Annotated in this window: 16 protein-coding genes; 11 read left to right on the top strand and 5 right to left on the bottom strand. The window is 71.9% G+C overall.

Annotated elements, in window-relative coordinates:
- The first annotated feature begins 39 nt into the window (after positions 1 to 39).
- From prfB to WMF20_RS09875, 4 genes are all read left to right on the top strand, one after another.
- Positions 40 to 1,183 (top strand): peptide chain release factor 2 gene (gene prfB, locus WMF20_RS09860; protein WP_129574103.1). Its coding sequence is split into 2 segments (ribosomal slippage): positions 40 to 108 and positions 110 to 1,183, totalling 1,143 coding nucleotides; the frame shifts between segments, so codons are not numbered across the junction.
- The gene (gene lysS, locus WMF20_RS09865; protein WP_437612693.1) at positions 1,180 to 2,901 is read left to right on the top strand and encodes a lysine--tRNA ligase; all 1,722 of its coding nucleotides are present in this window, start codon (positions 1,180 to 1,182) and stop codon (positions 2,899 to 2,901) included. Before prfB ends, lysS begins: the two co-directional genes overlap by 4 nt.
- Positions 2,898 to 5,054, top strand: coding sequence for an FtsX-like permease family protein (locus WMF20_RS09870; RefSeq protein WP_437612695.1), 2,157 nt, complete (start codon positions 2,898 to 2,900; stop codon positions 5,052 to 5,054). Before lysS ends, WMF20_RS09870 begins: the two co-directional genes overlap by 4 nt.
- A gap of 8 nt (positions 5,055 to 5,062) precedes the next feature.
- Positions 5,063 to 5,797 carry an ABC transporter ATP-binding protein gene (locus tag WMF20_RS09875; protein WP_129574106.1) on the top strand — a complete coding sequence of 245 codons (735 nt, stop codon included), beginning with the start codon at positions 5,063 to 5,065 and terminating at the stop codon, positions 5,795 to 5,797.
- On the opposite strand, the gene WMF20_RS09880 is transcribed toward WMF20_RS09875, so the two are convergent.
- From WMF20_RS09880 to WMF20_RS09890, 3 genes are all read right to left on the bottom strand, one after another.
- Positions 5,786 to 7,885 (bottom strand): FAD-dependent oxidoreductase, encoded by a 2,100-nt coding sequence (locus tag WMF20_RS09880; RefSeq protein ID WP_437612697.1) that lies wholly within the window; start codon positions 7,883 to 7,885, stop codon positions 5,786 to 5,788. The genes WMF20_RS09875 and WMF20_RS09880 overlap by 12 nt on opposite strands.
- Positions 7,886 to 8,004: 119 nt before the next feature.
- Positions 8,005 to 9,048, bottom strand: a complete 1,044-nt coding sequence (locus WMF20_RS09885) for an arginine N-succinyltransferase (RefSeq protein ID WP_129574108.1) — start codon at positions 9,046 to 9,048, stop codon at positions 8,005 to 8,007.
- 127 nt (positions 9,049 to 9,175) lie between these two features.
- Entirely contained in the window at positions 9,176 to 9,952 is a 777-nt protein-coding gene (locus WMF20_RS09890; protein ID WP_437612699.1) for a shikimate dehydrogenase, read from the bottom strand.
- Positions 9,953 to 10,068: 116 nt separating this feature from the next.
- Here WMF20_RS09890 and lepB point away from each other — a divergent pair, with 116 nt between their 5' ends.
- Positions 10,069 to 10,803: a signal peptidase I gene (gene lepB / locus WMF20_RS09895; RefSeq protein ID WP_437612701.1), complete on the top strand. Its 735-nt coding sequence runs from the start codon at positions 10,069 to 10,071 to the stop codon at positions 10,801 to 10,803.
- Positions 10,804 to 10,812: 9 nt separating this feature from the next.
- Here the strand turns inward: lepB and ftsH are convergent, their stop codons facing one another.
- Complete coding sequence (ftsH, locus tag WMF20_RS09900; protein WP_437612703.1) at positions 10,813 to 12,633, bottom strand: ATP-dependent zinc metalloprotease FtsH; 1,821 nt, start codon at positions 12,631 to 12,633, stop codon at positions 10,813 to 10,815.
- A gap of 250 nt (positions 12,634 to 12,883) precedes the next feature.
- Here ftsH and WMF20_RS09905 point away from each other — a divergent pair, with 250 nt between their 5' ends.
- The 3 genes from WMF20_RS09905 to WMF20_RS09915 all read left to right on the top strand — a co-directional run bounded on the left by WMF20_RS09905 (position 12,884) and on the right by WMF20_RS09915 (position 14,383).
- Complete coding sequence (locus WMF20_RS09905; protein WP_437612705.1) at positions 12,884 to 13,408, top strand: hypothetical protein; 525 nt, start codon at positions 12,884 to 12,886, stop codon at positions 13,406 to 13,408.
- A gap of 61 nt (positions 13,409 to 13,469) precedes the next feature.
- Positions 13,470 to 13,712 (top strand): hypothetical protein, encoded by a 243-nt coding sequence (locus tag WMF20_RS09910; protein ID WP_437612707.1) that lies wholly within the window; start codon positions 13,470 to 13,472, stop codon positions 13,710 to 13,712.
- Between the two features lie 2 nt (positions 13,713 to 13,714).
- A complete protein-coding gene (locus WMF20_RS09915) occupies positions 13,715 to 14,383 on the top strand; it encodes a sigma-70 family RNA polymerase sigma factor (RefSeq protein ID WP_437612709.1) in 669 nt (222 codons plus the stop codon).
- Between the two features lie 66 nt (positions 14,384 to 14,449).
- Here WMF20_RS09915 and WMF20_RS09920 read toward each other — a convergent pair whose 3' ends face one another.
- Positions 14,450 to 14,872, bottom strand: coding sequence for a hypothetical protein (locus tag WMF20_RS09920; RefSeq protein ID WP_437612711.1), 423 nt, complete (start codon positions 14,870 to 14,872; stop codon positions 14,450 to 14,452).
- A gap of 162 nt (positions 14,873 to 15,034) precedes the next feature.
- Here WMF20_RS09920 and WMF20_RS09925 point away from each other — a divergent pair, with 162 nt between their 5' ends.
- The 3 genes from WMF20_RS09925 (at position 15,035) to bfr (ending at position 17,023) form a co-directional block, all read left to right on the top strand.
- Positions 15,035 to 15,799, top strand: a complete 765-nt coding sequence (locus WMF20_RS09925; RefSeq protein ID WP_129574116.1) for an SDR family oxidoreductase — start codon at positions 15,035 to 15,037, stop codon at positions 15,797 to 15,799.
- Positions 15,800 to 16,160: 361 nt separating this feature from the next.
- Entirely contained in the window at positions 16,161 to 16,373 is a 213-nt protein-coding gene (locus WMF20_RS09930) for a (2Fe-2S)-binding protein (RefSeq protein WP_129574117.1), read from the top strand.
- A gap of 179 nt (positions 16,374 to 16,552) precedes the next feature.
- On the top strand, positions 16,553 to 17,023 hold the full coding sequence (gene bfr / locus WMF20_RS09935; RefSeq protein ID WP_020734067.1) for a bacterioferritin: 471 nt from the start codon (positions 16,553 to 16,555) through the stop codon (positions 17,021 to 17,023).
- Positions 17,024 to 17,175 lie beyond the last annotated feature (152 nt).

Here is a 17,175-nt window from a genome sequence, read left to right on the forward strand (position 1 = left end):
TCCTGGCGATCGCCGCCCAGATCGAATAGATCCCCGGCCATGCTCTCCGAGACCCGCGAGAAAGTCCTGGACATCAAACGGCGCTTTGAGGCGCTAAGGGGGCATCTTTGACGTCCCTAAGCTCGAACGGATGCTCCAGGACCTGACCCAGACGACGCTGTCGTCCGGGTTCTGGAACGATCAGGAAAAAGCCCAAGCCGTCCTCCGCAAGCGCGCCCAGGTCGAGTCGAAGCTCGAGATGGCGCAGAAGCTCGGCCGCGAGATCGAGGATCTCTCGGAGTACCTCGAGCTCGGCGCCGCCGAGGGCGACGAGGGCGTCATCGCCGACGCCGACGCGCAGGCCGACGCCATCGCCGCGCGCCTGCGGAAGGCCGAGCTCGATCGCATGCTGTCCGGCCCCGCCGACCGCGGCAACGCCATCGTCAGCATCCACCCGGGCGCCGGCGGCACCGACGCGAAGGACTGGGCGTCCATGCTCCTCCGCATGTACCTGCGCTTCTGCGAGCGCCGGGGCTACAAGACGGAGATCATCGACTACCAGGACGGCGACGAGGCCGGGATCGACGCCGTGACCTTCACGGTGACCGGCGACGCCGCCTATGGGTACCTGCGCTCCGAGGCAGGGGTCCATCGCCTGGTGCGGATGAGCCCGTTCAACGCCGATCACACGCGCCAGACCGCGTTCGCCGCCGTCGAGGTCACCCCGGACAGCGACGACGAGATCAACATCCAGGTCAACGAGAAGGACATCGAGATCACGACGATGCGCGCCGGCGGCAAGGGCGGGCAGAACGTGAACAAGGTCGAGACCGCCGTTCGCCTGCGCCACATCCCGACCGGCCTCAACATCGTCTGCCGCGCCGAGCGCAGCCAGCACCAGAACCGCGCGATGGCGATGAAGGTCCTCAAGGCCAAGCTGTACGAGATGGAGCTCCAGAAGCGGGAGGCCGAGGTCCAGGCCTACAACGCCGCGAAGAGCGCCATCAACTTCGGCAGCCAGATCAGGAATTACGTCCTCGCGCCCTACCGGCTCGTCAAGGACGTCCGCACCTCCACCGACGCCACCGACGTGGACGCCGTCCTCGACGGCGATCTCGAGGGCTTCATCGAGGCCTATCTGCTCGCCGCGGCCGGCGGCTCGCTCAGGAAGGGCGGCTCGGTCGCGGAGGACGACGCTCCGTGAGCCAGCAAAAAGACCGACCGAACGACAAGAAGAGCGAGCGGCTAGCGAAAGAGGCCGCCGAGGCCGCGCGCGCCGAGGAGACGCTGATCGCCACCCGCAAGGGGAAGGCGGCCCGCCTCCGCGCCCGCGGCGAGAACCCGTTCGCCAACGACGTCACGACGGGCGAGCCGCTCACCGAGCTCGCCGCCGTCCGCGCCCGCTTCGACGCGGCGCGGGCCGCGGCCGAGCCCAGGCCGGAGGGCGCGGCGCCGGACCGGCCCGCCGCGCCGACGGTGGACCGCTACGACCCGGCGCGCGTCGAGCCGATCCCGTTCCGCGTCGCGGGCCGGGTCCTCTTCGTGCGCTCGTTCGGCGGCGTCACCTTCGTACGGCTGCGCGATCGGACCGGCGAGCTCCAGCTCTACTGCGAGCAGGGGGGCCTCGCCGATTTCGAGCGGCTGGAGGACATCGATCTCGGCGACTTCGTCGAGGCCCACGGCGTCGCGATGGCCACGCAGAAGGGGGAGCTCTCGATCCGCGCAGAGCGCCTCCGGCTGCTCACGAAGGCCTACCGCCCGCTGCCGACCAAGACGAGCTTCAAGGACGTCGAGTCGCGCTACCGCATGCGGTACGTCGACCTCGTGGCCAACCCGCACGTGGCGGGGGTCTTCCGCGCCCGCAGCGCGATCGTCGCCGCGCTGCGCGAGTTCCTCGACGCGCGCGGCTTCCTCGAGGTCGAGACCCCGACGATGCACACGCTCGTCGGCGGCGCGGCCGCGAAGCCGTTCAAGACCCACCACAACGCGCTCGATCTCGAGCTCTTCATGCGCATCGCGCCCGAGCTCTTCCTGAAGCGGCTCGTGGTCGGCGGCTTCGAGCGCGTCTACGAGATCGCGCGCTGCTACCGGAACGAGGGGCTGTCGACGCGGCACAACCCCGAGTTCACGATGCTCGAGTACTACCAGGCGTACGCGACGTACGAGACCCTGATGGACGCGACCGAGGCGATGCTCCGCCACGTCGACGCCCGCCTCGCCGAGCGGCTCCCGGCCGAGCACGCGGCCTGGGCCTCCCAGCGCGCGTTCTCGCTCGAGCGCTTCGCGCGCGTCCCCATGGCCGAGGGGCTCGCCCGCGCCCTGGCCAAGGCGGGGCTCCCCGCCGACGTCCCGCAGCGCGTCGCCGCGGACGACGCGCCGATCAAGGAGTGGGCGAAGGCCGCCAAGGCGAGCGGGCGCGAGATCGACTGGACGAACTTCCGCGCGGGCGCGAAGAAGTGCGAGTCGCCCGGCGAGCTCGTCTTCTGCGCCTACGAGTACGTCGTCGAGCCGTTCCTCACGAAGGACTACCGCACCGAGGCGGGCGACAAGAGCGTCCCCGTCTTCATCATCGACTATCCCTTCGAGGTCTCCCCGCTCGCGCGCAAGAAGGACAGCGATCCCTCGCTGGTCGACCGCTTCGAGCTCTTCATCGAGGGCCGCGAGCTCTGCAACGCCTTCAGCGAGCTCAACGACCCCGAGGACCAGGACGCGCGCTTCCGCGCGCAGGTCGCCAAGAAGTCGCGGGGCGAGGAGGAGGCGATGGATTACGACGCCGACTACGTCCGCGCCCTGGAGCACGGCCTCCCGCCGACGGCGGGCTTCGGCATGGGGATCGATCGCCTGGCGATGCTCCTCACCGGCGCGACATCCATCCGCGACGTCATCCTGTTCCCCCTCCTCCGCCCCGAGACCGACGCGTGATCGAGCTCTCCCGACCCCTGCAGGCCGCGCTGCTCGCCGCCGTCGCGCTGGGTGTCCTCTTGCTCGCCTGGCGCGGCTACACCCGCTTCGACAAGAAGGGCGAGCTGGAGCCGCGGCGCCCCGTCGTCGCCCGCGTCGGGCTCGTGCTCGCGCTCGCGGGCGGCGGCCTGCTGGCGCTCACGCTCGTCACGTCCGGCGGGGGCGCGAAGGCCCTCGGGCTCGTCGGCGTGGTCGTCGCCAGCAACCCCGAGATGATCGGCGGCGCCCTCGGCGCGCTGGCCGGGGCGGGCGTCGCCTTGCTGCTCGTGACCGCGACCGGCCTCGGCTGGCGGGTGTTCGGCGCGCGAGGGCCCAAGGTCCGCGCGTTCGTCAGGGCGCTGGGCGTGATCTGCCTCGTGGCCGCGCTCGCGGTGGCCGTCGTCTGGCTCGCGGTCCTTCCGCTCCATCCGACCCTGAAATGGCTCCTCGCCGGGGTTCTGATCGCCGCGGGCGTGGGCTACGCGATCGCCGGGACCCGCCCCGTCCGCAAGGGGCTCTACCGCGCGCTCGGCTGGTGGTGGGGCGCGCTCGTGGGCGTGACGTTCGCCGTCACCGCGGCGCTCACGGCCAGGATGCCCGTCGGGCGGTTCGCGTCGCACAACCCCACCGATCAGATCATCCGCTTCGCCGCGCTCGTCTCCAGCACGGTCTTCCTGTTCTTCGTGCTGTCGGCGCTCCTGCCGCTCGCCCTCGACGCGCTCGAGCGCCGGAGCTTCGTGCCCCACGTGGGCGCGCGCCACGTGCGCGCCTCGAAGAGCGGCTTTCTCACGGTCATCTCGGTCCTGTCGATGGCCGGGGTCGCCGTCAGCTCGTGCTCCCTGTGCTCGGTGACGAGCATCATGGGCGGCTTCGGCGCCGACCTGAAGCGCAAGATCCTCGGCAACAACGCGCACATGGTCGTCGACGCCACCCGGCCCGGCGGCTTCGGCAACTGGGACGACAAGCTCACCAAGGTGCGCGTCGCGCTCGCTCCTTACGGGGGCGCGGCGACGCCGGTCGCGGCCGGCGAGGCGATGGGCTCCAGCGCCTCGAACACCGCCGGCGCCATCGTCCGCGGCATCGATCCGGACACGATCGGGCAGGTCATCGATCTCAAGAAGAACATCGAGGTCGGCAGTTTCGACTACCTGCGCGATCCCGAGAAGCTGACGAGCCTGCCGCCGGAGGAGATCATCGGCCGGGGCCCGGGCGGGGAGCCGTACTTCAAGGGGCCCGACTTCCGCCAGCCGCCGGACGTCGACCCGTCGGTGCGCGACTACCTGAAGCGGCAGACGCGCGTGTACCCGGGCGTCGTCATCGGCCGCGAGCTCGCGAAGTCGCTCCACGTGCTCGTCGGGGACGAGGTGACCCTCCTCTCGCCGGTGGGCGAGCTCGGTCCCACCGGCGTGATGCCGCGCTCCCGCAAGTTCCGCGTCGCGGGGATCTTCTACAGCGGCATGTACGAGTACGACGTCTCGCACGCGTACGTCTTGCTCGACGAGGCGCAGAAGTTCTTCGGCCTCGAGGACAAGATCACCCACATCGACATCCGGATCCCGGATCCCGAGCGGGTGCAGGATGTCCGCCCGGCCGTCGAGGCGGCGGTCGCCGCGAGCGCCGCGCTCGACGAGGCGCCCGAGGGCGGCAAGCCGCCCCCGCAGCTCCGCGTCCGCGACTGGATCGAGAGCAACAAGAGCCTCTTCAGCGCGCTCAAGCTGGAGAAGATCGCGACGTTCATCATCCTGTCCATCGCCATCGCGGTCGCGAGCTTCTGCATCGTCTGCACGCTGCTCCTCATGGTGACGGAGAAGGGCAAGGAGATCGCCGTCCTGAAGGCGCTCGGGGCCTCGGACAGCGCGGTGATGCGCGTGTTCATGCTCGAGGGCGTCATCATCGGCGCGATCGGCACCGTCTACGGTGTCGGCACCGCGCTGGCGGTCTGCACGGGCCTGTCCTGGTTCGGCGTCCGGCTCGATCCGGACGTCTATTACATCGACCGGCTGCCCGTGAACGTGAACGGCTCCGACTATGCGATAGTCGCGGTCGCGGCGCTGCTCATCTGCACGATCGCCACCCTCTACCCGGCCCGCGCCGCCTCGAAGCTCTCTCCGGTCGACGGGCTCCGCTACGAGTAAACCCCTCCATGTCCACTCCGCTCGTCGTCGTCGAAGATCTCCGCAAGACGTTCGTTCACATGGGGCGCGAGCTCCACGTGCTCTGCGGCATCGATATCGTGATCAACCAGGGCGAGGTCGTGGCGTTCGTGGGCCCCTCCGGGGCCGGCAAGAGCACGTTCCTCCACTGCATCGGCACGCTGGACCTCCCGACGAGCGGCCGCATCCGCCTCGGCAGCGACGAGCTCACCGGCATGCCGAGCTCGCGGCTCGCGGCGATCCGGAACCGGATGATCGGCTTCGTCTTCCAGTTCCACCACCTGCTCCCCGAGTTCAACGCGGTCGAGAACGTGATGATGCCCGGCCTCATCCAGGGGAAGACCCGCCGCGAGATGGAGCCGCTCGCGCGCGCGCTGCTCGCCGAGGTCGGGCTCGCCGCGCGCGCGACGCACCGGCCGGGCGAGCTGTCGGGCGGCGAGCAGCAGCGGGTGGCCCTGGCGCGCGCGCTCGTCCTGTCGCCGAAGCTGCTCCTCGCCGACGAGCCGACCGGGAACCTCGACACCGCGACGAGCGACTCGATCCACCAGCTGTTCTTCGAGATGAACCGCAAGCACGGCACCACGGTCGTCGTGGTGACGCACAACCTCAGCTTCGCCGAGTCGATGCCGCGCGTGGTGACGATGCGCGACGGGGCCATCGAGAGCGACCGCATCGGCAGCGAGCGCGCCGCGGCCGCCGGGTACCGCGGCGGCTCAGCCGGATAGCCGCTCGCTCAGGAGCTCGGCCGCGCGCAGCGACATGGCCATGATGGTCATCTGCGGGTTCACGCCGAGCGACGAGGGGATCGCGCTCCCGTCGCACACGTAGAGCCCGGCGACGTCGTGCGCCTGGTGGTCCGGCCCGAGGCACGACGACCGCGGATCGACGCCGATGCGGCACGTCCCGAGCGGGTGGAACGCGGCCACGTCGATGTCCCCGGCCTTGATCTGCCGCCCCTTGAGCCGCTCGAGGTCCTCCGGGCCGTTCACCTCGTCGCAGCCGGCGACGAGCGGCAGCACGCGCCGCGCCCCCGCGGCCAGGAACACCTCGCAGAGCAGCTCGATCCCGCGCTGCATCCTCGCGACGTCCTCCGGGTTCATCGTGTAGAGCACGAGCGGCGTGCCGCCGAGCCCGGGCCGCACCTCGCCGCGGCTCGTGTCCTTGATCATGAACCCGAACGTCGCGAGGTGCGGGTACCGCTCCATGAGCTCGGTGTAGCGCCGCCCCGTCCACGGCACGGCCAGCGCGGCGACGTCGAACGGGAGCGAGCCGCCCTCGAACATCAGCCCTTCGTCGGCGAAGTGATCGATCTGGTAGCCCTGCGGGATGCCTCGCCACTGGTCGACCCGCTCGTCGAAGAGCGCCATCACCTTGGACGCCGGGTGGATCGACAGGTTCTTCCCCAGCATGCCGCTCGAGAGGCACGCCCCGCTCCGGCGCAGCAAGAGCGGCGTCATCAGCGCGCCGCCGGCCACCACGACGGCCTCCGCCTTGACCACGAGCCGCGGCCGCCGCCGCCTCGCGCCGCCGGCCGCGCGGCCGCCTCCGCCGGCCCTCGTGTCGCCGCCGAGCACGGCCGTCGCCCCGCGCGCGCGGCCCGCCACGACGTCGATCGCCCTGACGCGCGCCGCGGTGATGAGCTGCGCGCCCCGCTTCAGCGCCTCGGGCACGTAGCTCACGTCGGTCGAGCGCTTGGCCCCGGTCGGGCAGCCGAAGCAGCAGATCCCCTGTCCGTCGCAGTCCGGCGCGTTGCGCTGGAGCGGCCCGTGCTGGAGGCCGAGCCGCTCCGCGCCGCGCCGGATGATCGGCCCGATCGCCCCGAGGTGCAGCGGATCGGCGGGGGCGACCTGGAGCATCCGCTCGACGCGCTCGTAGTAGGGCGCGAGCCCCTCGGACGAGAACTCCGCGGGCAGCCCCACGCCGTCCCGCCAGGAGGCGAAGGTGCTCTCCGGCGCGCGGTAGCAGGTCCCGGAGTTGATCACGGTGCTCCCTCCGACGGCGCGCCCCGCGAACACCGGGATCCCCACGTTGCCGATCGCCATGTCGAGCCCGTGGTCGCGGTACATCTCCCGGTACGCGCGCGCCGGCCGGCCGGTGAAGCTCGAGCGGCGGTGGTAGTCGCCCTCCTCCAGCATCAGGACCGCGTGCCCCCGCGACGCGAGCTCGTAGGCGGCGGCCGCGCCGCCGGCCCCGGTGCCGATCACGAGCACCTCGCACTCGAGCTCCAGGTCCTCCTCGACCTCGCGCCCGTTCGTCACCTGCGCCAGCCAGCGGGGGCTCTCGTCGCGCACCGTGGGCAGCTCGTAGCGGCAGCCCACGTGCTCGAACATCTCGGGCCGGTCGTAGTGGAGGAACCGGAGCGGCGTGAGCACGGCGCGGAGCAGCGAGCGCAGCGCCAGCGCCCGGCTCTGCTCGAAGCCGCGGAGCACCTCCATCCGCTCCTCGAGCGGCAGCGCCGACAGCGGCCTGAGCCGCGTCGGCACCGGCGCGAGCTCGATCGCCCACAGCGCCGCGCGCAGCCCCTGCGCCAGGTGCGGTGGGATCGTCGACAGGAAGGCCGCGAGGCGGGCGGCGGTCGCCGCGCCGGCGCCCTCGAGGAAGCGGCCGGGCGGCATCGCCGCCTCGGCGAGCGCGGCGGCGACGCGCAGCTCCCGCTCCGAGAGCGCCGGCTCCGCGCCCGGCCGCCCCCCTGCCGCAGGCGCGCTCCCCGCGCCGCCCTCCGCCTGCTGCGCCGTCCCGGGCCAGCGCTCCTTCCGCTCCAGCCGCTCCAGCGCGGGCCAGCGCCTGAAATCGAGGTCCAATCCCAGGGTCATGGTCGTCCGAGCCCCTCGCGAAAACTTCTGTTAATTCTGTAGCAACAGAATCGTCGAAATGCAAGGCGGCCCGGCCCGCTTGGTCTGCGCGTCCCGGTCGGAGCGCGCGGCGGCGTCGCTCACGGCATGGGCAGGACCCAGATCGGCGCGCGGGGCTCCAGCGCGAGGTGGCGCCAGGCGTCCTCGGCGATCGCCAGGCCCCGCTCTCCCTCGTCGCGGAAGTGCGCGGCGACCGCGCGGAAATAGGGGGCGTCTGGGCGCTCGAGCGCGACGATGCCCTTCGGGTCCGACGGGCTCGGCGCGAACGGGCGGCCTGCCTTGGCCCGGCGGGTGTCGCTCACGAGGGAGATCTCGTCCATGCGGGCGGTGAAGTGCGGCCCGCCGTCGAACGGGTCGACCCTGTGGGCGTAGCGGAAGCCGATGCGGCGCAGGAGCTTCTCCACGCCCCGGGTCTGCGACCCCACCTTTCCGATCACGCGCTGGGCGTCCTCGGGCAGCAGCGAGGCGTAGAGGGTCCCCTCGGGGAAGAGCCCCTTGATGAACTCCTTGTTCTTCTTGGAGAGGAGGTCCGCCTCGGCATAGCTCATGTCGGTGAACTTGCGCCCCAGCGCTTCCCAGAGGTGGCTTGTTCCATCCGGCTCGAGCGGCGGCATCAGCTCCGCGAGGATCTCCTCCTGGAACAGGTCGGGCCGCGCGGCCATGTAGAGGAAGCGAACATACGAGATCATCGTGCCGAGCCGCTCGGGCCCCTGCCGGTAGTCCGGCATGAGCACGAGTCCGCCGATCTCCGTCGGTCCATTGTACGAGTAGCCGATGCGCAGCACGGTATGGTGGAAGTGCTTGTCGATCGTGGCCGAGTACTTCTCCTCGTCGAGCACGTCGAAATAGATGTACGGGACGCCGCGCCGGCCGAGCTGCGCGATGATCATCGACGTGCCGACGATCATGCCCCTGTCGCCCTTCGTCAGGTCGACGAGCACGAAGACGTATTGGCGCAGGCGGGGGTCCTGGATGGCCCCGCTGAAGCTCCGGTGGCTCTCGGCGACGATCTCGTGGATTGCGTCACGGTTGTTCGGCAGGTTGACCGAGTTCAGGTGGCGCGCGACATAGAGGAGCTGCTCCTCGTCGCCGGTCACGGCTGCGCGTATTTCAAACGAGATCATCGGGAGAAGCCTACGCGTGGCGCTCGCGCTTGGCCATTGCTCCGGACGCCGCGCGCCGGGCGTACAACAGAGCTCGCCGCGCGCCGCCCGTCCCCGCCGGCGCGCGGACGGCGCGAGCCGGCGCGGATCAGCCGAGCTGAGCGCGGAGCGCTTCGTCCATGGCGTCGAGCGGCGGCTCGCGCCCGGTGTACAGCCGGAACTGCTCTGCCGCCTGGTGGAGGAGCATCCTCCCGCCGTGAACGGCGGTGGCCCCGCGCCGCCGCGCCGCCTCCACGAGCGCCGTGATCATCGGCTTGTACACGATATCCATCACCAGGAGACCCTCCCGCAACGCCTCCTCCGGGACGGGGCTCCGCGGGTCGACCTCGGCCATGCCGCGCGAGGTCGCGTTGACGAGGACGTCGTGGTCGGGCGTGAGCGCCCGCTCGTCGAGGGGCACGGCCGTCCCGCCGACCGCCGCCGCGAGCTGCCGCGCCTTCTCCAGATCTCGGTTCGCGATCGTGACGCGGGCGCCGCGCTCCGCGAGCCCGAACGCGACCGCGCGCGCCGCGCCCCCCGCGCCGAGGAGCAGCACCCGCGCGCCCCCGAGCTGCGCCGCCTCCTCGAGCGCCCGCGCCGCGCCGATCCAGTCGGTATTGTACCCCCGGAGGCGCCCGCCGTCGTTGACGATCGTGTTCACCGCGCCGATCCGCGCGGCGATGGGATCGATCTCGTCCAGCAACGGAATTACCGCCTGCTTGTAGGGCATCGACACACCGAGGCCGCGGATCCCGAGCGCCCGCATCCCGCGCAGCGCTCCCTCAACATCGGTCACCGCAAAAGGGATATAGGTAAAATCGAGCCCCAGCGCGCGGTAGCCGGCGAGGTGCATGGCGGCGCCTGTCGATACCGGATGAAGCGACATTGAGCCGCAGAGTGTGAGGCGGCCCAGAGCTCGGGAGAATGATGCAGTCGACGAAGTACAGCCGTGCATGCAGCGAAGCTGGCCTGTCTCCGGCGCGGATGCTAGCCCCGCCAGCGATGAGCGAGCAGAGCTCCCCCGAGCCGGCGGCGGAGGCGGCGACAGCGTGCCTCGAGCCCGCCAAGGCCGGCGTGTTCATGCCCCGATCCGATCGCGCGTTCGCGCGGCGCGCCTACCAGACCGTCGCGCCGCTCGGCCGCAACCTCCTCAAGGTCCTCGCGGCCCTCGCGATCCTCACGCTGGGTCGCTCGACCCTCGCGGACCAGTACCACGTGCCCACCGGCTCGATGTGGCCGACGATCGCCCCCGGCGATCGCATCCTGGTCGACAAGGTCGCCTACGGGCTCCGCGTCCCGCTCACGGATCGCTACCTGTTCGAGGGCAGCGGGCCGAGCGCCGGCGACGTGGTGCTCTTCGCGGATCCGCGCGGCGGCTCGACCCTCCTCGTCAAGCGCGTGATCGCGCTCCCCGGGCAGACGGTGATGCTCCGGCGCGGCGTGCTGTACGTCGACGGCGCGGCGCAGGCGATCGAGGAGCTCGGGGACGGCACGCGGGTCGAGCACCTCGGCCCGGTCACGCACGCGGCGGGCGAGCCCGATCTCGAGGCGTTCGGGCCGGTCGTCGTGCCGCCGGGCCACCTCTTCGTGATGGGCGACAACCGCGCCGCGTCGCTCGACAGCCGGGCGATGGGCGCGGTGCCGCGCGAGCTCGTCCGCGGCCGCGTGCTCCGCGTCGTCTATCACCACGACGCCGCGGGCTTCGATCTGTCCCGCGCCCTGCGGAGCGTCGACTGAGCGCCCGGTTCACGCGTCGCCTCGCGCCATCATCGCCCTGAGCTCGTCGCCGCTCAGGGTCTCGACCTCGTAGAGCCTCGCGGCGATGCGCTCGAGCGTCGCGCGGTGCCCGCAGATCATCGCGCGCGCCCGCGCCTCCGCGTCCGAGAGGATCCGCGCGACCTCCGCGTCGATCTCGCGCGCGGTGGCGTCGCTGCACTCCCGCCCCGCCCCGGGCGGGAGCGCGCCCCGCGGCTCGCCGAGGAACGACAGCGGCCGGCGCGGCTCCAGCGCCGAGAGCCCGACCCCCTGGCCCATGCCGAGCTCGCGCACCATGCGGCGCGCCAGCTCCGTCGCGTTGAGCAGGTCGTCCTGCGCGCCGGTCGACAGGTCCCCGACGGCCTCCGCCTCGGCGGCGCGCCCGCCGAGCAGCACGACCAGCCGGTCGAGGATCTCCTGCCGGCTCCACAGGTAGCGGTCCTCCCGCGGCAGCTGCATCGTGTACCCGAGCGCCCCTGGCCCGCGCGGCACGATGGACACCTTGCGCACCGGGTCCTGTGTGGGCAGCAGCGTCGCCGTCAGCGCGTGCCCCACCTCGTGGTAGGCGACCACGAGCCTCTCGTGCGCGCCGAGCCGCCGGCCCCGCCGCTCGAGCCCCGCGAGCCCGCGCTCGACCGCGGCCTCCAGGTCGATCTGCCCCACCGCGGCCGCCCTGCGCCGCGCCGCGAGCAGCGCCGCCTCGTTGACGATGTTCGCGAGGTCGGCCCCGACGAGCCCCGCGGTCTGCGCGGCCACGGCGTCGAGATCCACATCCGCGTCGAGCGCCACCTTCCTCCCGTGCACCGCCAGGATCTCCCGCCGCTCGGCGAGATCGGGCCGATCGACGTGCACCCGGCGATCGAACCGCCCCGCCCGGAGGAGCGCCGGATCGAGGATCTCGGGGCGGTTCGTCGCGGCGATCACGACCATGGCCGCGCGCACGTCGAACCCGTCCATCTCGGTCAGGAGCTGGTTCAGCGTCTGCTCGCGCTCGTCGTGGCCGCCGACGGAGCCGCCGATGCCGCGGGCCTTGCCGACCGCGTCGAGCTCGTCGATGAACACGAGGCAGGTCCCCTTCTCGCGCGCCTGGGAGAAGAGATCGCGCACGCGCGCGGCGCCGACGCCGACGAACATCTCCACGAACTCCGACCCGCACGCGCTGAAGAAGGGGACGCTCGCCTCTCCCGCGATCGCCCGGGCCAGCAGCGTCTTGCCCGTGCCGGGCGGCCCCACGAGGAGCACCCCCCGCGGCATCCGGCCGCCGAGCTTCTCGTAGCGCTCGGGCGCCTTGAGGAAGTCGACGATCTCGCCGAGCTCGGCCTTCGCCTCGGCGCTGCCCGCGACGTCGCGGAACGTCACCGCCGCCCCTCGCTCCTCGTAGAGCCGCGCCTTGTTCTTGCCAAAGGCGGTCGCGGCGCCCGAGACGTTCCCCGCCGCCGTCGACCGGCGCGACACGAGGTGGACCATCGCGAGCAGCGCGGTGAGGGGCAGCGCCAGCCAGAGGTACGGCAGCAGCCCTCGCTCGTCCGCGGCGCGCGTGTACGGGATTCCGCGCCGGTCGAGGGCGGCGAGCAGATCCTTCTCGGTCTGCTCGATGCGCCCCGTGCGGTAGCTCTGCGGTGCGCTCGCGCCGAGGCCGGGCACCGCTCGCCCGATGTACACGCCGTCCCGGATCTCGACCTCGGCGAGCTCTCCGCTCTCCGCGAGCGAGCGGAAGCGCGCGTACGGGATGCGGCCATCGGACGCCACCACCACTTGAAGCAGCAGCGCCGAGCCGAGCACCAGGACGAGAACAATCCAGAGCGACCGCATGGCCCGCCTCCGCGCGGACAGGCGACGTCGCCGGCAAGGCTGGCCTGTCGCCTCGGTGCGCCCTGCACGGAGCCTGCCAAGGCGGCCCGTGCACCCTCCCCGTGCACCCTCGAGGAAGGCGAGACGAGCGACCGCTCGACCGATGAACATGCGTCACTGCGTCACTGCGTCACTGCGTCACAGGCGCACCAGCGCCGAGGGCGCCCGGCGCGGCGTGGACGCACGGCGCGAACCGATCAACCCTCATCGCATGGGGAGAGCTCTTTTCTTGATCACGGGTCCGCTGACGATGTTTCTGCTCGGGTGCGGCGGGGCTCCGCCACCTCCGGCCGAGCAGCCCGAGCCCGCGCGGCTGGAGGAGCCAGCGAAGGGGGCCGAGCCCGCGCCGGAGGCTGCCCTGGACGCCGAGGCGCAGGAGGCGGAGCCCGCTCGGGCGACGCCGTCCGCCGCGCCGGCGGCGCCGCGGCGCGACGACTCGGTGCCCGACGACTACGCGCTCATGCACGGCGACTGCGTCGAGCTCGGCAAGCAGCTCACGGTGCTCACGCGCTCGGAGCAGGTTGCGGCGCTGAGCGCCAAGCTGACGCCGGAGCAGCGGGGCGAGACCGAGAAGAGGATCGACGCCGTCGCGGCCACCCTCGGGGAGCAGTACGCGCAGTCGTGCGAGCAGAACGTCGGCAAGCACGTGGATCCGAGGTCGCTCAAGTGCGCGTTCGACGCGCGGAGCGTCAGGGCGTTCGAGGCCTGCCTCGGCGCGCCGCCGCCGGCCAAGTGACGCCTCCGCGTCGCGTGCGCCGGATGACGGCGCGCGCGATGCGGATATAATGCGCCCTCGCATGGACCCTTCGCTCCTCGACGACCCCTGGATCGCCGCTCAGGTCGACGCCGCCGTGGCGCCTTACGTGGGTCGCCTGCCGGCGCACGAGGTCGCGTGGATGCGCGAGCAGCTCGCGGAGGTCTTGCTGCACGACGAGGAGGCGATCCGCCTGCTCCGGCGCGCGCACCCGCGCGAGGTCGACGAGAGCGGCGAGCGGGCGTTCGGGGTGCTCGGCGCAGCGGGGCGCGCCAAGGCGGGCTAGCGGTGCGCACTCCGGAAGACCGGCTGCTCGCCGAGGGGCTCGATCTGCTCCAGCTGGTCGCGAAGCGCATCGCGCGCCGCCTGGGCCGCCGCATCCCGGTCGAGGACCTCGTCGCGCTCGGGCATCCGGCGCTGCTCGAGGTGGTGCGGACGTACGATCCAGGCCGATCCTCGTTCGAGGCGTACGCCAAGCGGAAGATCCGCTGGGCGATCTTCGACGGCATCCGGCGGGAGACGCGCTGGCGATCTGCGGCGGCGCGGGCCAGCGCGCTGGCCGCGTCGGCGCGGTTCGCGGAGGGGCGGGGGGTGGACGACGACGCCGGCGCGCCGGCCACGCAGGAGGACTACGCCGCGCGGCTCGGCGGCCTGCTCGCCGGGCACGCGGCCGCGATGGCGCTCGGCCTGCTCTCGGCCCAGGGCGACGTCGCTGCAATCCCGGACGCCGCCGACAGCCCCGAGGAGCGCGCCTCCGCCGCCGAGCTCGCGCAGGCCGTGCGGCACGCCGTGCGCGAGCTCCCCGAGCGCGAGCGCGCCCTCGTCGAGCGCCACTACTTCGACGACGAGCGGTTCGATCAGATCGCGCAGGATCTCGGGATCAGCAAGAGCTGGGCGAGCCGCCTGCACAGCCAGGCGATCGCGCGGCTCGGCGAGCTGCTCCGCGCGATCCGCTGACGCGCCGCTCCCCCGCGGGCGCGCCGGCGCGTCGTTTCCCCTCTCGTTCCCCTCGACGGATGGCCGTTATCGCTGCCGGCTCTGGACCGAGCGGAGGTACGGGGCCCGCTCCTCGTCGGTGACCGGCTCGTTGCTGATCACCCGGTGGTCGCGCGGCATGAAGTGAACGAGGCGGACCATCATGTAGTCCTTCGCGACGGTCAGCTTCCGCTTGTGGCGGAGCTCCGCGGCCTCCTGGAAGGTCTGCACCTTGGGATCGTAGGCGATCATGTGCAGGTCTCTTCCGAACGGCGCGGGCAGGTCTTCGATCTCGACGATCTTGTAGATGCGGATCCCTCCGCTCTTCTCGGTGGCCGCGACCACGGCGCCGACGACCAGATCCTTGCCGGTCGGATCGGAGGTTTCGGGCACGGGGGGCGCGCGGTCACAGGCCGGCGCGAGGGTCAGGATGCCGGCGCACACGGCGGCGGCGAGCGCGATCGACCTCATGGGCGCTGAATAACATCGATGCGACCCGGCGCAAGCGGCTACCCGCGCTCGGCGCGGCGGGAGCGGGGCGCGCCGCGACGTCGTCCGCCGCCGGGGGGCGGCGCTGTGGTAGACGCGCCTTCGAGACAGTGGCCGGGAGCGATCCCTCGGAGGAATGCGATCATGCGACTCGAGGACACGAAGTTTGTCGTCACAGGCGCCGCCCAGGGGCTGGGTCGCCACTATGCGCTGCGGCTCGCAGAGCTCGGGGGCCAGGTCGCCGCGGGCGACGTGAACGAGGAGGGGCTCGCGTCGCTGGTCGAGGCGAGCCAGGGGCTCCCCGGGAAGATCCACGCGCGGCCGTTCAACGTGGCGGTGGAGGCGGAGGTCGAGGCGTTCGTCCGCTTCGCGCACGGGGCCATGGGCGGCCTGAACGGTCTCGTGAACAACGCCGGCATCCTGCGGGACGGCCTCCTGGTCAAGAAGGACCGCCAGACCGGCGCGGTCGTCAAGCTGAGCGCGGCGCAGTGGCAGGCCGTCATCGACGTCAACCTGACGGGCGCCACGCTCATGGTCCGCGAGGTCGTCGCGAAGATGGTCGAGACCGAGCAGAAGGGCGTCATCGTCAACATCAGCTCCATCGCGCGCCACGGCAACCGCGGCCAGTCGAACTACACCGCCGCGAAGAGCGCGCTCGCGGCGAACACGAAGACCTGGGCGATCGAGTTCGCGCCGTTCGGCATCCGCGTGGGCGCGGTCGCGCCCGGCATGATCGAGACGCCGATGACGCAGGGCATGAACCAGAAGGCGCGCGACGCCCTGGTCGCCATGATCCCGGTCGGCCGCATCGGCGTGCCCGAGGACATCTGGCAGGCCGTGCGCTTCGTGATCGAGTGCGAGTACTTCAACGGCCGCTGCATCGACGTCGACGGCGGTCTCACGATGTGACCCCGGCGCGGCGGCCCCGGCCCCGGGGATCCCGCCGCGTCCCCGCGTTCTCACCGCGCGTCCTCACCGCGTCCCCGCGCGTCCTCACCGCGTCCTCACCGCGCCCTCCAGCTCCGCGCGTCGCCCGCTTCCTCCCACGGCGCTGCCCGGCGGCGTCCGTCGTCGGCCCGACCCCCGTCCGGCGGCCCTTCTTCTCGCTGCGCCGGCGCCGCCCTCCGGCGCCGGGGGGCGCCGAGCCCCGAGCGGCCGAGCCCCGAGCCGGCTCGGCGATCCGCCCACGAAACATTCGCGCTTGACGCGTCGATATTGAAAGCTATGTTCAATATCAACCTACCCGTTTGAACGTAGCCGGGGGTTCTGCATGTACGTGTGCCTCTGCATGGGCGTCTGTGATCGAGAGATTCGCGAAGCGGTGAACGAGGGGGCCTGCTCCGTGGCCGAGGTGATGGAGTGCACGGGGGCCGGTACGCGGTGCGGCTCCTGCCAGCCGACGATCGCCAAGCTCGTCGGCGCTGGCGAGCCCGTCTCCGCCCCGCGCCGCCTCACGATGGCGCCGGTCTCCAGCGCAGCCTGATTCTCTGGATCGCCGCTGCGCTCCGGTTTCTCTGGTGGGGACCGGCGACCTTTCCTTAGAAATTTCTTGCGCGCTTCCGCGGACCTTGCGCATGTGACCTGGGCGCTGGCGCTCCAGCCGGCGCCTCCTCGCCGTCGCCGGCGGGGCGAGCACGACAGGCACGAGCGCGAGAGGGTCCGATGAAGGGTGCGAAAGATGTCGTCGACGCGTTGAACGAGGTGCTCGCGGCGGAGCTCGTCGCGATCAACCAGTACTTCCTGCACGCGAAGATGTGCGCGCACTGGGGCTTCGTCACGCTCGCCGCGCGCGGCCGCGCCGAGTCGATCGACGAGATGAAGCACGCCGACGCGATCATCGATCGCATCCTCTTCCTGGAAGGGCTGCCCAACCTGCAGCGCCTGGACACCCTTCACATCGGGCAGACCGTGCCGGAGCAGCTCAAGAGCGACCTCGAGCTCGAGTACAACGCGGTCAAGCGGCTCAACACGGCGATCGCCCTCTGCCGCGACAAGGGGGATCGCACCTCCGAGGAGCTCCTGGCCAAGATCCTCGAGTCCGAGGAGGAGCACATCGACTGGCTCGAGACGCAAATCGGCCTAATCGAGAAGCTTGGCGAGACCGCGTACCTGTCCCAGCAGATCCGCGAGTAGGGTAGGGTGGGGGGCCGCCCCCGCCGACGGCGCACCCCGCGCGTCTTCTGGCGGCGGAGGCCGCGCTTGACGTACGATACTCTGGACGCATGTCCAAGGCGCCGCGGACGACCGCGCTCGCGCGGTTACGCGCCAGCTCGGTGCGTCGGCCG

The organism is Sorangium sp. So ce834, from assembly GCF_051521425.1.
Taxonomy (GTDB): Bacteria; Myxococcota_A; Polyangia; order Polyangiales; family Polyangiaceae; genus Sorangium; species Sorangium cellulosum_D.